Raw genomic sequence first — 21,062 nt, 5'->3', positions numbered from 1 at the left:
ACCTACGACCGTCTCCGGCCCGAGCCGCGTTTCCCCGTCGGCGCGCGTTTCCCACTGGGCTTGCGGTTCCAGTGCGCCGGGCGCGTCAGCGACGGCGGCAGCCGGGTCGCCGAATCCCCGCGCGCGGCGTTGACCTGCGCCTGGGTCAGGAAGATGCTCCCGGTCAGATCCGCGCCCGACAGGTCCGCGTCCCGCAGGTCGGCGCCGATCAGGTCCGCCAGGCGCAGGTCCGCGCCACGCAGGTCGGCACCGATCAGCAACGCCCCGCGCAGGCTCGCGCCGCGCAGGTCGGCGCCCCGCAGCTTGCCGCCGATCAGATCCGCGCCACGCCGGTCCCGTCCACCGGTCCCGGCGCGGACCAGCTCACTCGTGCGCAGCAGCAGCGCGTTGACCTTGTCCCGGTGGGCCGCCAGATCCAGCTCGACGATCGACTCCGCGCCGCCGTGCGTGAGCTTCTCGGTCTCCTCCAGCAGCGCGGCGAGCTGGTCGCGCAGTTCGCGGGCGGGCGGCAGCCGCAACGCCTCGGTGAGGTACCACAGCAACTCGTGCAGCTGCCGCATCGCCGGGAACACCCGGAACATCCGCCCGGCGCTGCCCGGCTCGGCACGCCAGTCCCGCCCGGCGAACGTCACCTGGGAGACCTTCTGGCCCGCGCCGAAACAGTCGAACACCGTGCACCCCGGGAAGCCCCGGTCCCGCAACGAGTCATGGATTCCGCACCGGAAGTCCACCAACAGGTTGCGGCACGGCTCCCCGGCGTCCTTGCTGACCGCGAAGTCCGCCGAGGCCGCGAACGGCAGCGCCACACAGCACAACCCGAAGCACCGGGAACAGTCGGCTCGCAGTTCCTCTGGCACGGGTCTCCCTCAACTGGCTGGTGGCGCTGACATCGCGAAAGGTTAGCTCCACTCCGGCTGCGGCTCACCGAAGCGGTAGGTACCGACGGTCCATTCGAAGCCTTCCGGGTCGGCCACCCGGAACCGGTAGTTCCACTCCGAACGCCCCGCCGCCCAGATCGTCGTCGCGCCTTCGGCGACGGCCTGCTGGTAGATCCGGTCCACTGTCTCCTCGCTGTCGACCGACAAGTACAGGCCGTGTCCTGCGGTGTCGCCCCGGCGAGGCGCCCGCTCGTAGCCGTCGCGGTCGCTGAACACCACGATCGCCGCGTCCCCGAGACGCAGTTCCGCGTGCATGATCCCGCCATGCTCGTCCGGGAACTGCATGGTCGGCTCGAACCCGAGGGCCTTGCCCAGCCAGTCGATGGCCTGCACGGCATCGCGGTAGCCGAAATACGCGCTCAACACTGTCTGTGTGGTCATGCCGGAAGCCTCTCGGCAATAACGGCCAGACCACGTCCTAAACGAAAACGGGATGCCGAAGGGGAGCGGGAGCTGGGACAGTTCGGCCGGTGTACCAGGTACTGCTCATCGGCGGTCCCGCGGGCGTCGGCAAATCGACGGTCGGCTGGGAGGTCTCCGCGCAGCTGCAAGCACGCGACGTGCCGCACTGTCTGGTCGAAGGTGACATCATGGACCAGATCCACCCGGCCCCGCCCGGCGACCCGCACCGCGCCGCGATCACCGAACGCAACCTCGCGGCGATCTGGGCCAACTACGCCGAACTGGGCCAGCGGCGGCTGATCTACACCAACACCGTCAGCATCCTGGACGCCCCGCTGGTCATCCGCGCGATGGGCGACCCGGCCACCGTCGTCACCCGCGTCCTGCTCACCGCCGGCCACGACACCGTGCGTGAACGCCTCGCCCGACGCGAGATCGGCTCCCAGCTCGAACGCCACATCGAACGCAGCGCGTTCATGGCCCGCCACCTCGACGAGAACGCCCCGCACGGCACCATCAGGATCGACACCGACGGGCGGACCATCACCGACATCGCCACGCAGGTGTGCGCGGCATGGCTGTGATCCGGACTAACCGGGGCGTTTGCTGATGATCACCAGGTAGCGGCAGCTCTCGGTGGTGGGGTTGACGAACGAACTCGGTTCCGGCGGCCCCATCTGCAGACAGTCACCAGGCCCCAGGTCGTGCTCGACATCGCCCTCCCGTAACCGCAACCGCCCCGACAACACCCAGATCTGCTGGTGCTTGTAGGTGTACAACTCCGCCGGGTACGACACCACGGCCCCCGCGGGCAGTTCGACCTCCACCAGTTCCAGCGGGCCGCCCGCGTCCGGGGACACCGCGCGGCGGCGGTACCCCGTCTCCGGGTCGGTCCACACCGGCTGGTCAGCGGCCCGGCGCAGCCGGGACGTGTTGGCCTCGGCTCGGGCGATCAACGACGACAACGTCATCCCCAGCGCCGCGGCCAGCCTGCCGAGCAGCACAGCGGTCGGCTGCGCCTCGCCCCGCTCGATCTTCGCGATCATCGCCCGTGACACATTCGATCGGGCGGCCAGAGCGTTCACCGACAGGTCACGGGCTTCGCGGGCGGCGCGCAGCGTGTCGGCCAGCGACACCGCGAGATCATCCATGGCTGTCACTATAGCGTCAGAAACAGCTACTATAAGAGCCATGAAGGTGCGCGACGCGACCGAACTCGACGCGGTGGCGTGCGCGGCGATCTACGCCCCGTACGTCACCGACACAGCGATCACATTCGAAACCGAACCCCCGGCAGCCGAGGAGATGGCCGTCCGGATCACGGCCGCGACCAGTACCCACGCGTGGTTGATCCTGGAAGACGACGACGGCACAGTGATCGGCTACGCCTATGGCGGACCGTTCAAAGCCCGCGAGGCGTATCGGTGGTCATGTGAGGTCAGCGTGTATCTGGAACGCGGCCGACGACGTACCGGCGGCGGCCGCACGCTGTACACCGCGTTGCTGGAGCGACTCGCGCAGCGCGGCTACCGGACCGTGGCCGCGGGCATGACGCTGCCCAACGACGCCAGCGTCGGCCTGCACCGAGCGATGGGGTTCACCACCGTCGGCACATACGAGCGCATCGGGTGGAAGCACGGCGCCTGGCGCGACGTCGCATGGGCCCAACGCGCCATCGGAAGTACCGACGACCCGCCCGGCGATATCGTGCTCGCATGAGACTGACGCGTGCGGAGGCGCAAGAACGAACCCGCGCCAAAGTACTCGCCGCCGCGCGTGACGAATTCGCCGAGCGCGGGTTCCGGGACGCCAAGATCGACGAGATCGCCGCCCGCGCCGAGCTGACCCGCGGCGCGGTGTACTCCAACTTCCCCGGCAAACGCGCGCTCTACTTCGCCGTCCTCGCCGAGACCACCGCGGCCCAGCACGGTCCCGAACACCCCGGCACCCCCACGACGCCACGCGACGTTCTCGGCACGCTGGCTCGTGCCTGGGTCACCCGGTTGCCGATGGCCACCGACCCCCAGGCCCGGCTCGGCGTGCACCTGATGCCCGAGATCGTCGCCGACGACCGCGTCCAGAAACCCTTCGCCCAACTGATGTGGCTCTGCGCCATCCAACTCGGCCTGACCCTGGAGAACCTGCGCCCCGGCACCCGTGAGGTCCGGCGCGCGCAGACCGTCCTCACCACCCTGCACGGCGCAGGCCAGCTCGCCGCCGCCGCGCCCGGGTTCGGCGAGCCGTTCACCGTGGTCACCGCCTGCGAACAGCTCGCGGACGCTGACTTCGACGACACCTGGCTCACGCCCCACACGAACCCCGACGTGCGAACCGCGTCCTCTCCCTGGCCCCTCGGCGAGGACGGGATCGTGGCCATCCTCGGGCTGCACCGGCTGTCAGCCGTGGAGGAGGCGCTACGCGCCGGGACCGAGGTCACGCTCGTGCTCGTCACGGCCGACCCGGTTGAGCTGATCCCGTTGGCACGACTGGTGATCACCGACTTCGCCGGGCTGCTGCGCAACGCCGCCCCGGCCTCGGCACGACCACGGCTGCGGATCGTGCTCGACGACACCAGCACGTACACCGCCGCCGCTGGCATCGACACCGTCACCGACATGACCGAGACCGCGTTGCGCGTCGAGTCCGGCCAGGTCGTGCTGCGCGCCGACGGCTTCGGCGCCTGCCACGCGGCCGCCACCGTGCGCACAGTGAGATCGAGGACCGGACGCCGGTGACCTGCGGCGGCGTGGGTCAGCACGGCACTGGCCGAACTCAACCCACCGTGATCGGCAGGTGCGCGGCCAAGAACGCCGCCCGGTCGGCATACGCGGCCACGTCGTTGATCACGTGCCCCGAGTCGTACCACCGCTGCTGTTTGGGTTGTGGCGCCATCGCGTAGAACTCCTCGGACTCCGCCGCTGTCACACCGATGTCGAACCGCGCGAACTGGTACAACACCGGAACCCGCACACGCCCGATGAAATGCTCGGCGTCGTACGGCGCCATCGCGGTCAGCGTCTGCTCGAACAACTCCGGCGGAATCGACGCCCGCATCCTGGTGATCTGCGGATGGCCGCTGTGGCGCCAGTGGTGTGTCAGGCCCGCCATCGGCACTTCGAGCACGAAACACTCGAACCGCCGGTCGATCCCCGCCACCACCGCCATCATCATCGCCCCGCCGCTGTGCCCGACACCCGCGATCCGGTCCGTGCGGCCCAGCAGCAGATCCGCGCCCCGGCGCAGCGCGAACACCGACCGGCGGATCGCCGCGACCTGGTCGTCGACGTACTGGAACCGCAGGCACAACCCGATCCCGCCCGACCTGGCCAGGGCGACCGCCTCCGGCAGGAACCCCTCCGCGCCGCTGGTGGTGTGCATGTAGACCACGCCCGCGGCAGGCGGACCGTCCGGCTCGACCAGGTAGCCGGTCACCCGCGCGCCTTCGGCGTTGTCGAACGAGCAGCGGGAGATCGTCGCACCGGGACGGACGGCCAGCCGTTCAGTGGTGTCGTTGAGCGGGGCGGCCGAGTCGTAGCGCAAGTCAGGCATGCACTCCAGTGTGCGAGCGCTCCACGGCCGGGAACGCGATGTTTGCCCGTCCGGGAAAGTGACTACGCGCGTTAAGGTGGTCGCACAGGGGGTTTTCATGGCAACCGCGTCATTGGGGCCGGCTTATCGACGGTTGTGGTCGGCGACCGCACTGGCCAATCTGGGCGACGGCATCCGGCAGGCCGCGTTGCCGTTGCTGGCCATCACCATCACGACCAACCCCACGCTCATCGCGGGCGTCGCCGTCGCCGGGCAACTGCCATGGCTGCTGTTCGGGCTGACGGCCGGCGCGGTCGTGGACCGGGTCGACCGGCGGCGCCTGGTGGCCGTGGTCGACGTCGCCCGTGTCGTGTTGCTGGCGGTTCTCGTCGCCGCGGTGGCCGCGAACGTGGTCGGGCTCCCGCTGATCTACCTGGTCGCGTTCGGGTGCGGGATCGGCGAGACACTCCGCGACACGGCCGCGTCCACCTTGCTGCCGCCGCTGGTGAACCGCGACGACCTCGACCGCGCGAACGGCAAACTGATCAACGCCGAGATCGCGGGCAACGAGCTGATCGGCCCGCCGCTGGGGAGCTACCTCGTCGGGATCGCACTGGTCGTGCCGTTCGCGGTGAACGGTGGCACCCTCGCCGTCGCGGTCGTGCTGATCCTCGCCCTGCCGGCCATCTTCGCGCCCCGCTCCGCACCCGGCCGGACCAGGATCCTCGCCGATACCGGCGCCGGACTGCGCTGGCTGGCCGGGCACCGCCGGTTGCGTACCCTCGTCGCGCTCGCCAGCGTGTTCTCGTTCGTGGACAGCGCATGGTTCGCCGTCCTCGTGCTGTACGTGACCCAGGTCCTGGCGCTGCCCGCTGCGGGCTACGGCCTCATGCTCGCTGTCGGCGCGTGCGGCGGACTCGCCGGTGGCGCCTCAGCCGCACGCCTCGGCCGCCTGCTGGGACCTGGGAGAACCCTCGCCGCTTCGCTGCTGGTGGCCGCGGTCGGCCAGGTGCTGCTCGGGCTGACCAGTTCCACCGCGGCCACGGTGGCCGGTCTGGCGCTGGGCAGCTTCGCGTTCGGCGTCTGGAACGTGATCAGCCTGACGCAGCGTCAGAAGAACACACCCGAGGACATGCTCGGCCGCGTCACCAGCACCGCCCGCACGATGACCATGGTCTCGTCGATGCTGGGCGCGCTCGCCGGCGGCGTCGTGGCCAGCACCCTCGGCCTGCACGCGGTGATGTTGCTCGGTGTGCCGATGCTGCTGGCCGCCGCCGTTGTCAGCGTGGTGACGTTCCGCGACTAGGCATCCCACGCTTGGCGCAGCGCCTGAGCGAACACGTCCACCGACTGGCCGCCCGAGACACCGACCTTGCGGTCCAGCACGAAGAACGGCACGGCCCGCGCGCCCAACTGCGCCGCTTCCCGCTGCTCGGCTCGGACCTCCTCGGCGTACAGCGTCGGGTCGTCGAGCACCCGCTGAACGTCCGCCTTGTCCAACCCCGCCGCCACCGCGACGTCGACCACGGTGTCGGCGGCGGTGAAGATCGGCCGCGCCTGGGCGAAGTTCGCGTCGAACACCGCGTTGAGCACCTCGTTCTCCACGCCCTTGGCCCTGGCCAGGTGCAGCACGCGATGCAGGTCGAACGTGTTTCCCACCTCGCGGTCGGTGCGATAGCCGAGCCCCTCGGCCTCGGCCAGCGCGGCGACCCGCTGCTCCATCTCCGCGGCCTGCGGGCCGTAGCGTGCGGTCAGCATCTGCTCGATCGGCTCGACGCCCTCCCGGCCGGGGTCCAGTTCGAACGACCGGTAGACCACCTCGACCTCGTCCCGGTGCTCGAAACCGGCCAGCGCCGCCTCGAACCGGGCCTTGCCGATGTAGCACCACGGGCAGACGACGTCGCTCCAGATCTCCACACGCACGTTCGTCAGTTTACGAAGTTCCGGGCGGACGGGGGAGTACGCACTCGAAGGTAAGTCGGTCAACCCAGCGTGAGCACGCAGGTAACCCGATCGGGCATCAGGGGCGTGTGCTTCGCTGGAGGCCGTGATCAGAACGCGTCGGCAGAAGAACGGCATGGTGACCGTGACCTGGGTGCTGCCCGCGGACGTGCACGACGGGCCGGTCAGCGTCGTTGGCTGCTTCAACGACTGGACACCCGGCCTGCACGTCCTCGGCAAGCGGTCCAACGGAACCCGGTCGGTGTCCTGGACCGCGCCCGCCGGGACCGAGACCCGGTTCCGGTATCTCGGCCACGGCGGCCGCTGGTTCAGCGATCCCGACAGCACCAGCCACGGCGTGGACAGCGTCGTCGTCGCCGAGGCCTCACGGAACTAGCAGGACCTTGCCCGTGGTCGCCCTGGTCTCCAGCGCCGCGTGGGCCGCGGCGGCCTCGGCGAGCGGGAAGCTCTGCACGGCGGGCACGAGCTTGCCCTCGCCCGCTGCCGCGAGCGCCTCGGCCTCGAAGTCGTACTTGCCGGGCGCCTGCAGCATCGTCCCCAGCGCGTCGACCGCCGTGACGTTCGGGTTGTCCTGCGCGAACTCCTGCTGCGCGGCGTTGCCGATCGACACGAACCGGCCACCGTCGACGATCCGGTCGTAGGCCAGCTTGCCCAGTTCGCCGCCCACCCCGTCGAGCACCAGCGTCACGCCGTGCACGGCCTGCTCCCAGCCCGGTTCGTTGTAGTCCACCGCGTCGACACCCAACTCCCGCACCGCCGCGACCTTCGCCGGACCACCCGCGGCCCCGATCACCTTCGCGCCCAGATCCCGCAGGTACTGCACCACCAGTCGTCCAATCCCCCCGGCGGCCGAGGTCACCAACACGGTGTCGCCCGCGGTCGGCTGGGCGATGTGCAGGAACCCCAGTGCGGTGTTGCCCGTGATGATCATCGCGGCGGCGGCCTCGAACCCGAGCCCGGCGGGGATCCGGTGCACGTTCGCCACGGGCGCGACCGTGAACTCCGCGTACCCGCCCGGCGAGCTGCGCGCGACCACGACCTCCCGGCCGAGCCACTCGGTGTCGACCTCCGGGCCGAGCATGTCCACCACCCCGGCCACCTCACCACCGAAGATCGACGGCAGTTCGGGCAACGGCGGCGACATGCCGCTGACCTTGCCCTGGCGCATCACCGTCTCGATGTAGTGGACACCGGCGGCCTTGATCGCGATCCGGACCTCACCGGGACCGGGCACCGGGTCGGGGACGGTCTCGTACTTCAGGTTCTCGGCGGGGCCGAACGAATGGAGAACAACTGCGTGCATACCGTTCAGCCTGCAACCTCAACCGAGGCTGAGGTCAACCCTTGACCCTCTCACTGTGTGAGGGCCTGTACTGGGAGTCGTCATGTTCAGCATTGGAGACTTCGCCAAGCACGGCCGTGTGTCGGTGCGGATGTTGCGGCACTACGACGCCATCGGCCTGCTGCGCCCCGCGCACGTCGACCAGTCCAGCAACTACCGCTACTACGCGGCCGAGCAGTTGACCCGGCTCAACCGGATCATCGCGTTGAAGGATCTCGGCTTCAGCCTGCAGCAGGTGGCCACGATGCTCGACGAGCGGATCAGTGCCCAGGAAATGCGCGGCATGCTGCGGCTGCGACAGATGGAACTGCACACTGCGGTCACCGAGACAGCCGCACGGCTGGCCCGGGTCGAGGCGAGGCTCCGCAGTATCGAGACCGAGGGAACGATGGCCGAGGAAATCGTGATCAAGAGCTTGCCCGCGTTGCGGCTGGCCGAGCTCGTCACCGAGGCTGCCAGCTTCGAACCACAGGACATCGGCCCCGTCATCGGGCCGCTGTACGTGGCACTGTGCGAGCTCGTCACCCAGCCGATCGGCCCGGGGCTGTCGCGCTACAAGGAACTGCCCGACGGCAGGATCGAAGTGCACGCGGGCTTCCCGGTCGCCGCCGACGTGCCCGGCACCACGATGGTGGACCTGCCCGCGGTGGCACGCGCCGCCACGATCGTGCACCACGGCGACCTGGACGACGTGCTGCCGACCTCGCAGGCGCTGATCCGCTGGATCGAGGACAACGGGTACACGACCACCGAACTGCCCAGGGAACTGTCGCTGGCAGTGCCCGAAGACCGCGCCGAGTGGGTCACCGAACTCCAGGCGCCGCTGGCATGACCGCATACATCGGATCAGGGCCGTACTGCTACTCCAACAGCGTGGCGATGCTGACCGGCGCCACCCCCGCGGTGGTCGAGACGCTGACCGGTTCGCCGTTCGGGGCGCAGATCGAGGGGGCACTGCCGTACTTCGACCCGTGCGGCTGGCACCCGGAAATCGGTGTGGACAACGCGTTGTCGTTACTGGGCTGGCGGTGCGAACGGGAAACCGGGGGAGACCCCGTGGCCCGGCTGCGTGCGCTGGACTCCCCGGCGATGGCGGGACCGCTCGACATGGGGCTGTTGTCGTACCAGACAGCGGGCGCCGGTGACCACTACGTCGTCGTGCTCGAGGTGACCGACGACGTGGTGCTCCTGCACGACCCGGAAAGTCACCCGTACGCGACCCTGCCGATCGCGCAGTTCGTTGCGGCGTGGGAAGGCAAAGCTGTCACGTACAGCACCGAGTCGTTCGTGCTGCGGTCGAAGTTCGTCCGGGACCGTGCGGTGTCCGAAGTGGACGCTTTGTGGGCGTCCGTGCCGCAGGCGATCCGCTGGCTGGACGGCGCGAGCGACGCCGTGCTCGAGATGGCGTCACGGTCCTTCGACGCCGACACCCGGACGCTGTGGGCGCACTTCGGCATCCGGGTGGGGACGCGGCGCCTCGCCGACGCCTCGGCGAACCTGGCCGCACTGGGCCTGACCGAATCCGCCCGGGTGCTCGACGAGCAGGCCCGGCTGGTCGGCGGGCTGCAGTACCCGCTGCTCAACGACGACGACCTGGCCGTGGCCGACGGGCTGCGGCGCCTGTCGCCGACCTATAACCGGCTGCGTGACGTGCTGGAGGCTGAGTACGTTCGCGTGCGTGGCTGACGAGACCATGACGGCCAACGTCGCACAGGCCATTGTGGACCCACAGCAGTGGGCGCGGACGTTGCGAGGCGCCCACGCCGCACTGCGCCCTGGCGGGCGCTTCGTGTTCGAGACACGGGTGCCCGCCCGGCGGGCGTGGCTGGAGTGGACGCGCGCGGCGTCGCATCGCGTCTCGTCCATCGACGGCGTCGGCGATGTCGAGAACTGGGTCGAGGTTCTCGACGTCAGCCTGCCGCTGGTGACCTTCCGCAGGACGTACGTCTTCGCCGACGGCGAGCGGCTGCTGTCCGACTCGACGTTGCGGTTCCGTGACCGCGACGAGATCGAAGCGGACCTCGTCGCACACGGCTTTCGCGTCAGCGAGGTCCGCGACGCCCCCGACCGCCCCGGCCGTGAGTACGTGTTCCTGGCGCAGACCCAGACACAGACCTAGGCACGGACCTTGGCCAGGAACGCCGTGACGTTGGCCATCATCCGCTCCACGCTGGCCTCGAGCGAGATCGACTCCTTCATCTGCCCCGCCTGCCCGGCGTCCTTCTTGCCACGCAGGTACAGCGAACACGCCAGGTCGGCGCACATGTATGCGCCCACGGAGTTGCCCTGCTGGCCGCTCTTGCCCGCCTTGCGGCCGGTCATCAGCGAGACTCCGCCGCCGGTGTGCGTGGTCAGGCAGAGCGAGCACATGGACCGGCGCACGAATCCGGCCGACCCTGGCGCGGCTCGGCGCAGCGCCACCCCGACGAACCCGTCGCCCTCCGGGGCGATCAGGTAGGCGCGGTCCGGCGCGGCCTGGTCCTGCCAGCCGAAGAAGTCCAGGTCATCCCACGGGCGGTCGGCCAGGTCCCTGGGCACGGCCAGCCGCTTCGCCTCGCCCTTGGTGCAGTTGACGAACGAGGCGCGGATCTCGGGGTCGGTGACTGGTCTCATGCTTACGACGGTAGATTTCCTAGGGGTATTAGGCAAATAATTAATGTACCTAGGGAGGTGATCCATGGCACGTGCCGGACTGACAGCAGACCGCCTGGTCCAGGCGGCGGCGGAGCTCGCGGACGAGATCGGGTTCGACAAGGTGACCGTCTCGGCGCTGGCCCGCCGCTTCGGCGTCAAGGACGCGAGCCTGTACTCGCACGTCAAGAACGCCCAGGACCTCAAGGAACGCGTCGCCATGCTCGCACTGGGCGAAATGGCCGACCTGGCCGCCGACGCGCTGGCCGGTCGTGCGGGCAAGGACGCGCTGGTGGCGTTCGCCAACACCTACCGCACGTACGCCAAGCTGCACCCCGGCCGCTACGCCGCCGCTCAACTGCCGTTGCGCCCGGAGGCTGCCGAAGCCAGCGCGGCCCGGCGGCACTCGGAGATGAACCGCGCGATCCTGCGTGGCTACGGCCTGCCCGAACCCGCCCAGACCGACGCGATCCGGATGCTGGCCGGCACGTTCCACGGATACGTCACCCTGGAGATGGCGGGCGCGTTCAGCCACACGCCCCGCGAGACCAGCGTCTCGTGGTCACGCACCCTGGACGCGCTCGACGTCACGCTCAGGAACTGGCCACCGGAGTGACCCGTTTCGTGCCGTACACGAACGGATGCTCCTCTTCCTCCGCGATGTCGTCCTGCGGGTAGCCCCGCACGAAGCCCGTCGCCGCGGCCAACCGGCGCATCGCGTCCTCGCTGATCGACACCCCGACAGCACCGAGGTTGTCCTTGACCTGCTCGACGCTGGACGCACCGATGATCGGGTGCACGATCGGCGATCGATGCCACAACCAGGCCAGCGCGACCTGCGCGGGTGACACGCCGAGCTCGTCGGCGACGGTTTGGACCTCTCGCGCCACCGCCTGTTCCTGAGTGCTCACGGCCTCGACGTCGAGCCGCTGACCGGAGCCCGCCGCGCCGCCGCCCGTGAGTCTGCCCGCCAACTTGCCCTGCGCCAGTGGCGCGTACGCCGCCACGGTGACACCTGACGCCTGCGCCATGGGCAGCAGGTCACGTTCGATGTCCCGCCGCAGCAGGTTGTACGGCACCTGAAGCCCCGCGAACGCGCTCCACCCACGCCACTCGGCCACCGTGTTGGCCCGGCTGACCAGCCACGCCGGAGCATTGGAGATCCCGACGTAGCGGATCTTGCCCGCCCGCACCGCGTCGTCGAGCACACGCATGGTCTCCTCGATCGGCGTGTGCCGGTCCCAGCAGTGCACCCAGTACAGGTCGATGTAGTCGGTACGCAGCCGCCGCAGGCTCTGCTCCAACGTGAGCACCATGTTCTTACGGTGGTTGCCCGACGCGTTCGGGTCGTTCTGGTCACGCGAGAGCGTGTACTTCGTCGCCAGCACCAGGCTGTCGCGCCGGTCGCCCAGCATCTCACCGAGGATCGACTCGCTCTCGCCGTACGCCGACGCCGTGTCGATCACGTTGCCACCCGCGTCGAGGTAGGCGTCCAGCATCGCGTGGAACGTCCGCTCACCGCCGCGCTCGTAGAACGTCATGGCGCCGAAGAACAGCTCCGAAATCCGCAACCCGGTGCGGCCCAACAGTCGATAACGCATGGCCATGAGCCTGCCGAGACGCCGGCCGTCGAGGGAGACCGCGACAAGGGTGGCCCCACGAGGGCTACGCTGCAGGTCATGACCGAGTTGGGTGCGTTCCTGCGGGCACGGCGCGAGTCGATCGCACCGGCGGACGCGGGTCTGCCCGACAGTCCGCGCCGCCGCACACCCGGCCTGCGCAGGGCGGAACTGGCCACCCTGGCGGGCATCAGCGTCGAGTACCTGACACGCCTGGAACAAGGCCGAGACCGCAATCCCTCCAGCGAGATCCTCGGCGCGCTGGCCGACGCACTGCGCCTGACCGTCGACGAACGCGTCTACCTGCACCGGTTGATGAAAGCCAACACCGGTACCGCCTGTCAGGGCACCACAGCACCTCCCCGTACCGTCCGCTCGACCGTGACAGCGATGCTCACGCGACTGGAGCCAACCCCCGCGATAGTCACCAACCAGGTGGGCGACGTACTAGCGCACACCACGGGCTACGCACGCTTGCTCGACCCGGTGCCGGAGAACATGGCGTGGTTCGTGTTCACCTCACCGCACGCCCACGACACGTTCCCCGACTGGGCCGTCATCGCCGACCAGTGGGCCGCGGACCTGCGCACGGCCGCGTCACTCGGCGACCCCTACGCCGCGTTCATGGCCCAGGAACTCCAGGTCGCCGGAGGCACGGAGTTCAGCAGGCGCTACGACTCGTCCACCATGCTCGCCAGTCGCACCGGCGTCGAACACTGGCGGCACCCGAGGGTGGGGGAGTTGCGGCTGGCGTACGAAACCCTTGCCCTGCCCGACGTCGACGAACAAAGGCTGACGGTCTACCTCCCGGCGGACGACGCCACGTCAACCGCCCTCGACCTGCTCACCCTGCACAACGACGTTCTCCAGTAGCGTCCGTTTCCACCACCGGGGCAGACATGCTGGGCTACGGCTCTTCCTGGCCGCGTGGCCGTCGTCCTCGGTCGTCGTCGCCGATGGTGCGGAAGTCGGTGAGGTCGAGGTCGCTGGATTCGTGCACGACCCGGTTGCCGTGCCCGAGGCGGACGTTGCGCCGATCGACGTCCATGTCGTCGCCGAACGACGGTCGCTCGCTGCGGTCCAGTTGGCTCTGGAACTGCGCGGCGAGGTTGGCCATACCGGCCGCGAACAGGATGACCTCGGGCTCGCCGCGGACCAGGTCAGCGTCGAGGGTGTACCCGTGCGCCGTCGGGTTGTGCAGCAGGACGTCGTTGGCCGCGGCGACGTTGTTCTCGTTGTGCGTGGTGCCGAACCCCGCGAGGTAGGCCCGGAGTGTCGGGAAGTCCGCGAAACGCAACAAGGTGATGACGGCCTGCACGACGTAGTTGTGCAGGTATGTCGACGCGGTCCCGTAGCGTCCGCCGGCGTGCGCGGAGAATCGGGAGCCGATCGCGAACCAGGCGGGTGGGTTGGGCAGTGCCTGTTGCGCGCCCGTGGCGGTGGTGAACTGCTGCACGGTTGTGCCGTGGGTCAGCGTTGTTCCCACGGCCAAGGTCCGGATCGGGATGCCGCCGACCGGGGCAGGCACAGCGACCGGGACGGCTCCTGCGGCTGCGGCGGGCGCGGTGCCGAGCAGAGCGTCTCGCGCTGCGGCCGGGTCCGCGATGATGGCGTCCAGGTCGGCGGTGCTCAGGTGCGTGAGCAGGTCGGCGACGGCGTCGCTCGGTCCGGTGGGGTGCGCCATGACGTGATCCTTTGCTGCCGCTCGTCGCTGGTCAGGAAGTCCTCGCGGCGCGGGCGAGGCGCGCCGCGTCCTGCAGGATCCGGTCGAGTTCGGCGGGGTCGAGTTCGGCGAGCGGGAGTCCGCTCGCCTCAAGGGTGGACGCGATGTCGTACCGCAGGCGTTCGTCGATCACGGCGTCCGCCGCACCGCTGTCGGACCCGTCAGGCACGGCCTCGCCGAGGATGGTGTCGATCCACTGGGTGAGCGTGGTGGCCTTGGTCGCGTCGTCGGCCGCTTCCCAGCCCGGCCAGATCTGGTCGAAGGTGGCGGTGACCGCCTGTGGCCAGTCGTCTCCCATGCCGCGCTGCAACCGGTCGCCGATGTCGGCCGGGACCCAGCCCCAGTACGTGCCTTCCGCCGCCGCGTCCCTCTGGCCGTACTGCGCCGCGAGGTCCTGCGGGTCGTACTCGGCCAACTCCATCACGACGGACAACGGGGCACTCGTCAGCCGCTCCAGGTTCTCGACGAAACGGTCGATCACCGAGTCGTCGATCGACGAGTCGTACTGGGTCCCGGTCGCGCGGAGCTGGTCGACGAAGCCACTCCAGTCGTCGGGCTGTTGCGACGCCACCGCGGAGACAGCGTCGAACCAACCCCGCCCGTTGGCGGCAGGCAGTTCGACCGCGTTGATCACAGCAGCGGCCAGCTGGTCGTCCATGGGCGCTCCCTTGCCGTTGCCCAGGTCGCCGCAAGCGCACCTGGTGTCGACATGGACTGAGGTTAGGAGCGCCGGGGCGACGCCGGACAGAGTCCTTGGTGTAAGAGACAAGGCAGGGCGCCGTGCCCGAACGCCTTGCACGTGGCTCGCCGAGACCGCAGTGGACGCTGACCTGTGGCGAGATCGCTAAGCGCCGTCTCCTGTCGCCCGTCCAGCCATGTTCAGGAGCTGTGTCAACTGGGTGCTGATCGTGTTGTCCTGGGGTAGTTGGTCAACCAGTTCGGCCAGACCGGTCGTGAGTGTGTCCAGGCGTCGTTGGATCTGCTCGGCGCGGGTGGTGTGCTCGGCCAGTCGCTGGGCGAGAGTCGCCTTCTCGGAGTGCAATGGGGCGAGGGTCTGGGCGTAGTCCTGCGCGGCCTGCGCGAGTTGACGGGTCAGGGCGTCGACGCGTGCCTCGGCAGTCCTGCGGATCTGGTCCTCAACGCTGGCATGGTTCTGGTTCTGTTCGGCGAGCTTCTGCTCGTAGTCGGCGAGCAAGGTGCTGCGCAACCGTGCTGCGTCCTCGGTGTGTTCGGCGCGCAGCCGGGCTAGGGAGTCGACAGTGGCGATGCGTTCGCTTTGCAACGTGGTCTGCAGCTCGGTGACCCGCTGCTGCATGTCCGATACCTGTTGCAGTGCCTGCTGCCGTTCTCGTTGCGCGTCGTCGCGCGCGGTCTCAGCGGTCTGTTGCGCCGTGGCCGCCTGGGTGGCGGCGGTTTCCGCGGTCGTGGCTCTGGCGTTGGCCTCGTCGCGTTCGGCACGGTCGGCCTCGGCGGCAGTCCGCGCGGTGCGCGCGTCGGCCTGGGCCTGGTCGCGTTCGGTGTTCGCTGCTGCCATGTGTTGCTCGGCCTGGTGTCGGGCGGTCTGGGCGTCGTCGCGTTCGGCCACGGCGGCGGCGACCTGGCTGGAGACGTAACCCTGGATGGCCGTGAGTTCGGCCAGTAGGGGAGTCACAGCACCTTTGATGTGGCTGAGCCGGTCGTCGAGCACACCGACGTCCATTTGTGTCATGGGCTGGTCGGGGCCGTAGATCTGGACCCAGATCTCGCGATGCTCGTCAAGCATCGCGCAGGTGATGACCTTCGCCCCCCACTGCCCATAGCGCTCCGGGTCGGCGGGGCAGTACGGCGTAGGCCGCCCGCCCCGCGCCGACATCGGCGGCAGTTGACGCCCGCAGTACGCGCAAGGGGCGTCACGCCCTGTCGTCAGCGCCTGCAGGGCTTCGTCTCGGCGTTGATCGCGACTGCCTCGGCGGATCGGAGGCCTCTGCCGTTCTGGGCCGGTCTCCACGGCGTCTCCGGACGTGTCTCGCTCAGTTTTGGCGCTTCCACCAGGCGCTTCAGTCACATCCAGACCCTATCAGTTTTGGTTTAAATACTAAAACCATGGGTTGCTATTAAGAAACTAAAACATCGGCAGACGTCTGACGCGGAGAGATTATATAGATAACTTGGATTATTGATATGAAATGGTCAGAGTTCGTTGCGCCCGGAGCAGCGTCCCTCGGCAGGGGGCGGCACGGCCACCAGGTCGCACCTCGTAGTACGCGGTGAACAAGATGGCGACCTGTCAGGTTCTGGCACCGCAGAGTGGCCGATGTTGTTTTCGTGCACGGGAATCGCACTCGATGGCGGATCGGTGCAGTGCGCCGGGTGGTGCTGCGCTGCCTTCTAGGGTCTGGGGATGAATGCCGACATCGACGTGCGATCGGCCGCCGCCCGGCTCGTCGGCGTCGCGCACCACACGCCCGTGCTCCGATCGAGCACCTTGAACGACCTGGTCGGCGCCGAGGTGTTCCTCAAGTGCGAGAACTTCCAGCGCGGTGGGGCGTTCAAGTTCCGGGGCGCTTTCAACGCGGCATCGCGGTTGCCGCCCGAGAGCGTGAAAAAGGGCCTGCTGACTCACTCCTCGGGCAACCATGGCCAGGCCGTCGCCCTGGCGGCCCGTGAGCTGGGTGTGCCCGCCGTCGTGCTCATGCCGCACGACGCACCCCGTTCCAAGGTGGCTGCGACGGTCGGCTACGGGGCCGAGGTGATCAGATTCGACCGCTACGGCGACGACCGCGAGCTCCTGGCTGCGACGGTGGCCGCGGACCGGGACATGACCCTCATCCCGCCCTACGACCACCCGGACGTGATCGCGGGGCAGGGCACCACCGCCCTCGAACTCTTCGAGGAGGTCGGCGAGCTCGACCTGCTGGTGGTGCCCGTCGGAGGAGGAGGCCTGATAGCGGGTTGTGCACTGGCTGCCGCGGACCGCCAAGTCGGCACGCGCATCGTGGGCGTCGAGCCGGCGGCCGGCGACGACACGAAGCGGTCGCTCGAAGCGGGACACCGCATCGCCATCGAGGTGCCGCGGACGATCGCGGACGGGCAAGCCGCGGCGACGCCCGGTGAGCTCACCTTCTCCATCAACCGGCGTCTCGTCGACGGCGTGGTCGTGGTCACGGAAGACCAGATCCGCGAAGCCATGCGATTCGCCTTCGAACGTCTCAAGCTCGTCCTCGAGCCCAGCGGTGCCAGTGCGCTGGCAGCGCTCATCTCGTCCGCCGTCCACCCGTTGCCCGCGCGCGTCGGACTCGTCATCTCAGGCGGGAACGTCGACGTGAGCCGGTTCACCGAACTCTGTGGATGAGCGGACGGGCCGTTCGCCGCATCTGGATGCGGTACCGTGCACGAATTCTTCCGGAAATGCGTTCTGGTCGCACGAAAGGATGCTTTGTCCGTGAAAGACGCGGAGTTCGACGAACTCGACATCGCGATCGTGGACGCGGTGCGGTCGGTGCCGCGCGTGAGCTGGCGTGACCTGGCGCCCGTCATGGGGGTCAACGCGGCGACGATCAGCAGGCGCTGGTCGCGCATGCAGGCCGCGGGCGTCGTCTGGGTGACCGCTCATCCCGCGGGCAACGCGACTCCGACCTGTGCTTTGGTGGAGATCAACTGCGCTCCCGGCGCGGCGGCCGCCGTCGCCGAAGCGCTCGCCGGTGACGTGGAGGCGGCCACCGTGAAACTGACCTCCGGTGCCCGTGACCTGCAGGTGCTGGTGCAGGTGCCGGGGCTCGCCGCGCTGTCCGGTTACCTGTCCGACCGCATCGGCCGCACACCGGGGGTCGAGAGGGTGCGCGGGTACATCGCGACCCGGTCGGCCTTCGAAGCCAGCAGGTGGCGAGAAGGTGCGCTCGACCCCGAACAGCAGCGCCGGCTCGGCGCATATGGCACTGCCCGCGGCGAGCACGACGGCGTGCTGGAACCGGCGGATCATCGGCTGTTGCGCGCGTTGACCCTCGATGGACGGATGTCACTCGAGCGGCTGAGCGAGCACGTGGGCCTCGGCGCTGTGACCGTCCGGCGCCGCTTGGCGAGGCTGGAAAGCGCCGGACTGGTCATCTTCCGGTGCGACACCTCGCAGCACCTCTCCGGTCGAGCGGTCGCCGTGACCTACTACGGCTCCATCGACGCGCACGAACTGGACGCTGCGGAAGGGCGGCTTCGCGGGCTTCCCGGTGTGCGGGCGTGCAGCATCGTCGCCGGGCCGCACAACGTCGTCATCGACGCGTGGCTCCACTCCACGGCGGAAGTCCACGAGCTGGAAAGCAAGATGAGCCACGCGTTGCCGGCCCTGCGGATCAGGGACCGGTCGATCGTCCTGCGGCTGGTCAAGCTGCTCGGCCGGATCCTCGACGCCGAGGGTCGCTCGGTGCGATCGGTTCCGCTGCTCCACGAAGACGCGGGGTGTTCCCTCGTGAGGTCCGGGCTCCCGGCACCGTCGAATCCGGGATCAGGGCCGTGAAGCCGCGCCGATCGCCGTGACCCACGCCAGGATCCGGTCGTCGTGGCCGGTGAAGTTGCCGCGCCGGACGACACCGTCGACGTCGATGTGCCGAGAGTCGATGAGACCGAACTGGCCGAGCAGTTCGACCAGGAGCGGCCGGACGAGCAACGGCAAGCTCGCGCCACCGCACTCGGCGAGGGAGAACCGCGCTCCGCAGGGGCGCACGGAGCGAACGCGGGTGCCCACCGGGTGAAATCCGTCGGACCCCCGATTCCAGATCTCGTGCGGATAGCTGTTCATCGCAGTGCCTTCTCCAAGGTTCACCTCGATCGACAGTTCTCCACGGCAACCCAGGTGTTCGGCATACGCGGATGCCAACCGCACCGCGGCGACCGAGATCCAGGCGACCGCGCCCTCGCCGACCGCCAGGACGGTTTCGCCGTCGGCTGGATTCCGCCGCAATCCACCCACCGGTAGTCGAAGAACGGACGAGCCGTCCGTGTGTGCCTCCAGCGCGTACCGGATATCGGGTCCGTCCGAGGAGAAAACGAACAGTGCGGGCTCTGTCCGAGGCTCCTCCGCGCCGATCGGAATGGGAGCGGGCCAGGTCGAGACATGATTTCGCACCCATGCTGCGAGTGCTTCACCGGACAGCCGGTGCGGGTCGGTCATCGGTGCCGATGGCGTTGCCTTGACCGTGATCCAGGCCTGGTCGGTGGTCATGGTTTCGATGAACTCCTTGTGGATGGCCGCGCCGTTATAGTGAGCTCGTGTCGAGAGTCATCGCCAGTACGCAGACGCCGGGGCGCAGGCGGCGGTCCGAAGGCAAGAGGGCCGCGATTCTCGACGCGGCGGAGATCCTGTTCGTCGAAGAGGGCTACGACGCCGTCAGCGTGGAGGAGATCGCGGCCCATGCCCAGGTGTCCAAGCGAACTGTGTACGACCACTTCGGGGACAAAGAAGAAATCTTCTCGAGGGTGCTGGAACGCGTGAGTGACGCGTTGACCGATGCCGTGCGTGCGGCAATCGACGAAGAGCTGGCCGGGAGGTCCGGTCTTCGGGATGAACTCGTCAATTTCGGCAGCCGCATCGCCGGTCAGACCCTGAAGTCCTCCCGGTATGCGACGTTCAGGATGCTGGATTCCCGTCGCGGGTCTCGCCCTGGGTTACCGGAGTCCAAGCGCGATCTCGCCGAACGGATGCTCGCGGAACGCTTCGCCGATTTTGTCGAAACAGGGCGGATTCACGCCGCCGATCCGGCAGTCGCCGCTCGCCACTTCACGGCTCTGACGATCGGTCTGGTCCTGGAGGATCTGGTCCGGGGAAGAACGGACTGCTCGTCGCAGCTCCAGAAGGTCGTCGCCGACGGAGTGGACGTCTTCCTGCGGGCCTACGGCTAGGTCGTGTCTCGAAGTCCCCGGTCGATGAGAGTCTGCCCCGGCCGGAGGCTTTGAGACACGGCCAACGGGTCAGAACATCTTCCTGGCCTCGGAGTCGGCGACCAGTTCGGGATTCGGTACGACGGACTTGCTGGCCACATTGGCGAGCATCTGGTGCGCCATGTGGAAGCCGAAGTCCTCGGCAACCGTCTTCTTCCAGTGCCGCGACAGGATGTTGTGGGTGGCCCACCTGGTGTACCGCGGTCGCTTCATGATGAACCGCGCCAGGTCCCAGGCACGACCGAGGAGTTCCGCACGCGGCAGGACGTCGTTGATGATGCCCCACTCGAGCGCCGTGTCGGCCGGAATCGACTTCGCCGCGTAGATGTAGTACGCGGCGCGCTTGGGGCCGATCAACGACTGCAGTGCCATTGCCTGGCCGTCTCCGGGAGGCGATCCCAGCCAGAAGTGGGGGTCCATGAAGTCGGCGTCCGGCGCGGCGAACGTGACGTCGCTCATCGTCGCGAACTCCGTGTGCACACCGGGTCCGTTCACGGCGGCGATCGTGGGGACGTCGATGCTGTTGACGAAACTCTCGATCAGCTTCCAGCCGTCGTACATCCGCTGCTGGATGTGGTCGGGTTCCAGGTCGGAGGCCGGCTTGGGGTTCATGCCGCGGGGATCTCCGGTCATCCACCTGTCGCCGGTGCCGGTGATGATCAGCACCTGGTTCTCGGGGTCGTTGCCGACCTCCTGCCAGAAACGCGGCCACGCGTTGTGGGCGGCGTGCGTGTGGACATACGGGCCGCCGTCGGTGTGCAGCCGGATTTCGAGGATGCCGTCCTCGCGCTTCAACTGGAAGAAATCCGCATAGGTGGCCGAGTACTCCTCAAGGCCGCGGGGTGCCAGGTAGCCGTTCCAGTGATCGGCCGGGTTGAACGTCATGGTCGTGCCTCCGGGTGATCTCGGGGGGAGGCCACCAAAAGTACACGACCCGGTGTGGTTTTCAACTTCGAAGTTCGCAGTGTTGATTTCGTGCACACAGGACCCTCCGCAGTGCCTGATTCATG

The 21,062-nt window shown here is 68.7% G+C and carries 26 protein-coding genes; 13 read left to right on the top strand and 13 right to left on the bottom strand.

All coding sequences use genetic code 11. The features are described from left to right. Positions 1-2 precede the first annotated feature (2 nt). Together ALI144C_RS24240 and ALI144C_RS24235 are read right to left on the bottom strand one after the other, a co-directional pair. The gene (locus ALI144C_RS24240; RefSeq protein ID WP_076989419.1) at positions 3-857 is read right to left on the bottom strand and encodes a pentapeptide repeat-containing protein; all 855 of its coding nucleotides are present in this window, start codon (positions 855-857) and stop codon (positions 3-5) included. A gap of 42 nt (positions 858-899) precedes the next feature. After that, positions 900-1,319 (bottom strand): VOC family protein, encoded by a 420-nt coding sequence (locus tag ALI144C_RS24235; RefSeq protein WP_076989418.1) that lies wholly within the window; start codon positions 1,317-1,319, stop codon positions 900-902. 89 nt (positions 1,320-1,408) lie between these two features. Between ALI144C_RS24235 and ALI144C_RS24230 the strand changes: the two genes are divergently transcribed. Beyond that, positions 1,409-1,924: a hypothetical protein gene (locus tag ALI144C_RS24230; protein WP_076989417.1), complete on the top strand. Its 516-nt coding sequence runs from the start codon at positions 1,409-1,411 to the stop codon at positions 1,922-1,924. Positions 1,925-1,930: 6 nt separating this feature from the next. Here the strand turns inward: ALI144C_RS24230 and ALI144C_RS24225 are convergent, their stop codons facing one another. Further along, positions 1,931-2,491 carry a helix-turn-helix domain-containing protein gene (locus ALI144C_RS24225; RefSeq protein ID WP_076989416.1) on the bottom strand — a complete coding sequence of 187 codons (561 nt, stop codon included), beginning with the start codon at positions 2,489-2,491 and terminating at the stop codon, positions 1,931-1,933. A gap of 40 nt (positions 2,492-2,531) precedes the next feature. Here ALI144C_RS24225 and ALI144C_RS24220 point away from each other — a divergent pair, with 40 nt between their 5' ends. Further along, on the top strand, positions 2,532-3,059 hold the full coding sequence (locus ALI144C_RS24220; RefSeq protein WP_193441222.1) for a GNAT family N-acetyltransferase: 528 nt from the start codon (positions 2,532-2,534) through the stop codon (positions 3,057-3,059). Then, on the top strand, positions 3,056-4,075 hold the full coding sequence (locus tag ALI144C_RS24215; RefSeq protein WP_076989415.1) for a TetR/AcrR family transcriptional regulator: 1,020 nt from the start codon (positions 3,056-3,058) through the stop codon (positions 4,073-4,075). Before ALI144C_RS24220 ends, ALI144C_RS24215 begins: the two co-directional genes overlap by 4 nt. A gap of 37 nt (positions 4,076-4,112) precedes the next feature. Here ALI144C_RS24215 and ALI144C_RS24210 read toward each other — a convergent pair whose 3' ends face one another. Next, positions 4,113-4,889, bottom strand: coding sequence for an alpha/beta hydrolase family protein (locus tag ALI144C_RS24210; protein ID WP_076989414.1), 777 nt, complete (start codon positions 4,887-4,889; stop codon positions 4,113-4,115). A gap of 97 nt (positions 4,890-4,986) precedes the next feature. Between ALI144C_RS24210 and ALI144C_RS24205 the strand changes: the two genes are divergently transcribed. After that, on the top strand, positions 4,987-6,174 hold the full coding sequence (locus ALI144C_RS24205) for an MFS transporter (protein WP_076989413.1): 1,188 nt from the start codon (positions 4,987-4,989) through the stop codon (positions 6,172-6,174). Here the strand turns inward: ALI144C_RS24205 and ALI144C_RS24200 are convergent. Then, positions 6,171-6,791, bottom strand: coding sequence for a DsbA family oxidoreductase (locus ALI144C_RS24200; RefSeq protein ID WP_076989412.1), 621 nt, complete (start codon positions 6,789-6,791; stop codon positions 6,171-6,173). The two genes, ALI144C_RS24205 and ALI144C_RS24200, sit on opposite strands and share 4 nt — an antisense overlap. 124 nt (positions 6,792-6,915) lie before the next feature. Between ALI144C_RS24200 and ALI144C_RS24195 the strand changes: the two genes are divergently transcribed. Continuing rightward, a complete protein-coding gene (locus ALI144C_RS24195) occupies positions 6,916-7,206 on the top strand; it encodes a hypothetical protein (protein ID WP_076989411.1) in 291 nt (96 codons plus the stop codon). On the opposite strand, the gene ALI144C_RS24190 is transcribed toward ALI144C_RS24195, so the two are convergent. Next, positions 7,195-8,133 (bottom strand): zinc-binding dehydrogenase, encoded by a 939-nt coding sequence (locus tag ALI144C_RS24190; protein WP_076989410.1) that lies wholly within the window; start codon positions 8,131-8,133, stop codon positions 7,195-7,197. The genes ALI144C_RS24195 and ALI144C_RS24190 overlap by 12 nt on opposite strands. An 82-nt stretch (positions 8,134-8,215) precedes the next feature. On the opposite strand from ALI144C_RS24190, the gene ALI144C_RS24185 reads away from it, so the two are divergent. The 3 genes from ALI144C_RS24185 to ALI144C_RS24175 are packed head-to-tail and all read left to right on the top strand — an operon-like array spanning position 8,216 to position 10,291. After that, entirely contained in the window at positions 8,216-9,004 is a 789-nt protein-coding gene (locus ALI144C_RS24185; protein ID WP_076989409.1) for a MerR family transcriptional regulator, read from the top strand. Next, the gene (locus ALI144C_RS24180) at positions 9,001-9,858 is read left to right on the top strand and encodes a cysteine peptidase family C39 domain-containing protein (RefSeq protein WP_076989408.1); all 858 of its coding nucleotides are present in this window, start codon (positions 9,001-9,003) and stop codon (positions 9,856-9,858) included. The genes ALI144C_RS24185 and ALI144C_RS24180 overlap by 4 nt, the downstream gene beginning before the upstream one ends. After that, complete coding sequence (locus ALI144C_RS24175) at positions 9,851-10,291, top strand: hypothetical protein (RefSeq protein ID WP_202819048.1); 441 nt, start codon at positions 9,851-9,853, stop codon at positions 10,289-10,291. Before ALI144C_RS24180 ends, ALI144C_RS24175 begins: the two co-directional genes overlap by 8 nt. On the opposite strand, the gene ALI144C_RS24170 is transcribed toward ALI144C_RS24175, so the two are convergent. After that, positions 10,288-10,785 carry an FBP domain-containing protein gene (locus ALI144C_RS24170; protein ID WP_076989407.1) on the bottom strand — a complete coding sequence of 166 codons (498 nt, stop codon included), beginning with the start codon at positions 10,783-10,785 and terminating at the stop codon, positions 10,288-10,290. The two genes, ALI144C_RS24175 and ALI144C_RS24170, sit on opposite strands and share 4 nt — an antisense overlap. Positions 10,786-10,849: 64 nt before the next feature. On the opposite strand from ALI144C_RS24170, the gene ALI144C_RS24165 reads away from it, so the two are divergent. Further along, positions 10,850-11,419 (top strand): TetR/AcrR family transcriptional regulator, encoded by a 570-nt coding sequence (locus ALI144C_RS24165; protein ID WP_076989406.1) that lies wholly within the window; start codon positions 10,850-10,852, stop codon positions 11,417-11,419. On the opposite strand, the gene ALI144C_RS24160 is transcribed toward ALI144C_RS24165, so the two are convergent. Further along, the gene (locus ALI144C_RS24160) at positions 11,397-12,404 is read right to left on the bottom strand and encodes an aldo/keto reductase (protein WP_076989613.1); all 1,008 of its coding nucleotides are present in this window, start codon (positions 12,402-12,404) and stop codon (positions 11,397-11,399) included. The genes ALI144C_RS24165 and ALI144C_RS24160 overlap by 23 nt on opposite strands. Before the next feature lie 78 nt (positions 12,405-12,482). Between ALI144C_RS24160 and ALI144C_RS24155 the strand changes: the two genes are divergently transcribed. Further along, positions 12,483-13,295 (top strand): helix-turn-helix domain-containing protein, encoded by an 813-nt coding sequence (locus tag ALI144C_RS24155; RefSeq protein ID WP_076989405.1) that lies wholly within the window; start codon positions 12,483-12,485, stop codon positions 13,293-13,295. Between the two features lie 34 nt (positions 13,296-13,329). Here ALI144C_RS24155 and ALI144C_RS24150 read toward each other — a convergent pair whose 3' ends face one another. The 3 genes from ALI144C_RS24150 to ALI144C_RS24140 form a co-directional block, all read right to left on the bottom strand. Then, entirely contained in the window at positions 13,330-14,106 is a 777-nt protein-coding gene (locus ALI144C_RS24150; protein ID WP_076989404.1) for a hypothetical protein, read from the bottom strand. A gap of 31 nt (positions 14,107-14,137) precedes the next feature. Next, on the bottom strand, positions 14,138-14,803 hold the full coding sequence (locus ALI144C_RS24145) for a hypothetical protein (RefSeq protein WP_076989403.1): 666 nt from the start codon (positions 14,801-14,803) through the stop codon (positions 14,138-14,140). A gap of 186 nt (positions 14,804-14,989) precedes the next feature. Next, on the bottom strand, positions 14,990-15,907 hold the full coding sequence (locus ALI144C_RS24140; RefSeq protein WP_076989402.1) for a hypothetical protein: 918 nt from the start codon (positions 15,905-15,907) through the stop codon (positions 14,990-14,992). 618 nt (positions 15,908-16,525) lie between these two features. Here ALI144C_RS24140 and ALI144C_RS24135 point away from each other — a divergent pair. Both ALI144C_RS24135 and ALI144C_RS24130 read left to right on the top strand, forming a co-directional pair. Continuing rightward, complete coding sequence (locus tag ALI144C_RS24135; RefSeq protein ID WP_076989401.1) at positions 16,526-17,476, top strand: pyridoxal-phosphate dependent enzyme; 951 nt, start codon at positions 16,526-16,528, stop codon at positions 17,474-17,476. Between the two features lie 90 nt (positions 17,477-17,566). Further along, complete coding sequence (locus ALI144C_RS24130; RefSeq protein ID WP_083753330.1) at positions 17,567-18,631, top strand: Lrp/AsnC family transcriptional regulator; 1,065 nt, start codon at positions 17,567-17,569, stop codon at positions 18,629-18,631. On the opposite strand, the gene ALI144C_RS24125 is transcribed toward ALI144C_RS24130, so the two are convergent. Further along, positions 18,620-19,336 (bottom strand): hypothetical protein, encoded by a 717-nt coding sequence (locus tag ALI144C_RS24125; protein WP_076989399.1) that lies wholly within the window; start codon positions 19,334-19,336, stop codon positions 18,620-18,622. The two genes, ALI144C_RS24130 and ALI144C_RS24125, sit on opposite strands and share 12 nt — an antisense overlap. A gap of 47 nt (positions 19,337-19,383) precedes the next feature. On the opposite strand from ALI144C_RS24125, the gene ALI144C_RS24120 reads away from it, so the two are divergent. Beyond that, on the top strand, positions 19,384-20,013 hold the full coding sequence (locus tag ALI144C_RS24120) for a TetR/AcrR family transcriptional regulator (RefSeq protein ID WP_083753329.1): 630 nt from the start codon (positions 19,384-19,386) through the stop codon (positions 20,011-20,013). A 69-nt stretch (positions 20,014-20,082) separates the two neighbouring features. On the opposite strand, the gene ALI144C_RS24115 is transcribed toward ALI144C_RS24120, so the two are convergent. Beyond that, on the bottom strand, positions 20,083-20,937 hold the full coding sequence (locus ALI144C_RS24115; RefSeq protein WP_076989398.1) for an enoyl-CoA hydratase/isomerase family protein: 855 nt from the start codon (positions 20,935-20,937) through the stop codon (positions 20,083-20,085). Positions 20,938-21,062 lie beyond the last annotated feature (125 nt).

The sequence above is a fragment of the Actinosynnema sp. ALI-1.44 genome, assembly GCF_001984155.1.
In the GTDB taxonomy this organism is placed as follows: domain Bacteria; phylum Actinomycetota; class Actinomycetes; order Mycobacteriales; family Pseudonocardiaceae; genus Kibdelosporangium.
This window is presented reverse-complemented; position numbering and strand designations above follow the sequence as displayed.

Bases quoted from the DNA above. Each gene is read 5' to 3' on its own strand.
- ALI144C_RS24235 (WP_076989418.1), bottom strand. From the start codon at position 1,319: ATGACCACACAGACAGTGTTGAGCGCGTATTTCGGCTACCGCGATGCC.
- ALI144C_RS24225 (WP_076989416.1), bottom strand. From the start codon at position 2,491: ATGGATGATCTCGCGGTGTCGCTGGCCGACACGCTGCGCGCCGCCCGC.
- ALI144C_RS24220 (WP_193441222.1), top strand. From the start codon at position 2,532: ATGAAGGTGCGCGACGCGACCGAACTCGACGCGGTGGCGTGCGCGGCG.
- ALI144C_RS24215 (WP_076989415.1), top strand. From the start codon at position 3,056: ATGAGACTGACGCGTGCGGAGGCGCAAGAACGAACCCGCGCCAAAGTA.
- ALI144C_RS24210 (WP_076989414.1), bottom strand. From the start codon at position 4,889: ATGCCTGACTTGCGCTACGACTCGGCCGCCCCGCTCAACGACACCACT.
- ALI144C_RS24205 (WP_076989413.1), top strand. From the start codon at position 4,987: ATGGCAACCGCGTCATTGGGGCCGGCTTATCGACGGTTGTGGTCGGCG.
- ALI144C_RS24190 (WP_076989410.1), bottom strand. From the start codon at position 8,133: ATGCACGCAGTTGTTCTCCATTCGTTCGGCCCCGCCGAGAACCTGAAG.
- ALI144C_RS24185 (WP_076989409.1), top strand. From the start codon at position 8,216: ATGTTCAGCATTGGAGACTTCGCCAAGCACGGCCGTGTGTCGGTGCGG.
- ALI144C_RS24180 (WP_076989408.1), top strand. From the start codon at position 9,001: ATGACCGCATACATCGGATCAGGGCCGTACTGCTACTCCAACAGCGTG.
- ALI144C_RS24170 (WP_076989407.1), bottom strand. From the start codon at position 10,785: ATGAGACCAGTCACCGACCCCGAGATCCGCGCCTCGTTCGTCAACTGC.
- ALI144C_RS24165 (WP_076989406.1), top strand. From the start codon at position 10,850: ATGGCACGTGCCGGACTGACAGCAGACCGCCTGGTCCAGGCGGCGGCG.
- ALI144C_RS24160 (WP_076989613.1), bottom strand. From the start codon at position 12,404: ATGCGTTATCGACTGTTGGGCCGCACCGGGTTGCGGATTTCGGAGCTG.
- ALI144C_RS24155 (WP_076989405.1), top strand. From the start codon at position 12,483: ATGACCGAGTTGGGTGCGTTCCTGCGGGCACGGCGCGAGTCGATCGCA.
- ALI144C_RS24150 (WP_076989404.1), bottom strand. From the start codon at position 14,106: ATGGCGCACCCCACCGGACCGAGCGACGCCGTCGCCGACCTGCTCACG.
- ALI144C_RS24145 (WP_076989403.1), bottom strand. From the start codon at position 14,803: ATGGACGACCAGCTGGCCGCTGCTGTGATCAACGCGGTCGAACTGCCT.
- ALI144C_RS24140 (WP_076989402.1), bottom strand. From the start codon at position 15,907: ATGCTTGACGAGCATCGCGAGATCTGGGTCCAGATCTACGGCCCCGAC.
- ALI144C_RS24135 (WP_076989401.1), top strand. From the start codon at position 16,526: ATGAATGCCGACATCGACGTGCGATCGGCCGCCGCCCGGCTCGTCGGC.
- ALI144C_RS24125 (WP_076989399.1), bottom strand. From the start codon at position 19,336: ATGACCACCGACCAGGCCTGGATCACGGTCAAGGCAACGCCATCGGCA.
- ALI144C_RS24115 (WP_076989398.1), bottom strand. From the start codon at position 20,937: ATGACGTTCAACCCGGCCGATCACTGGAACGGCTACCTGGCACCCCGC.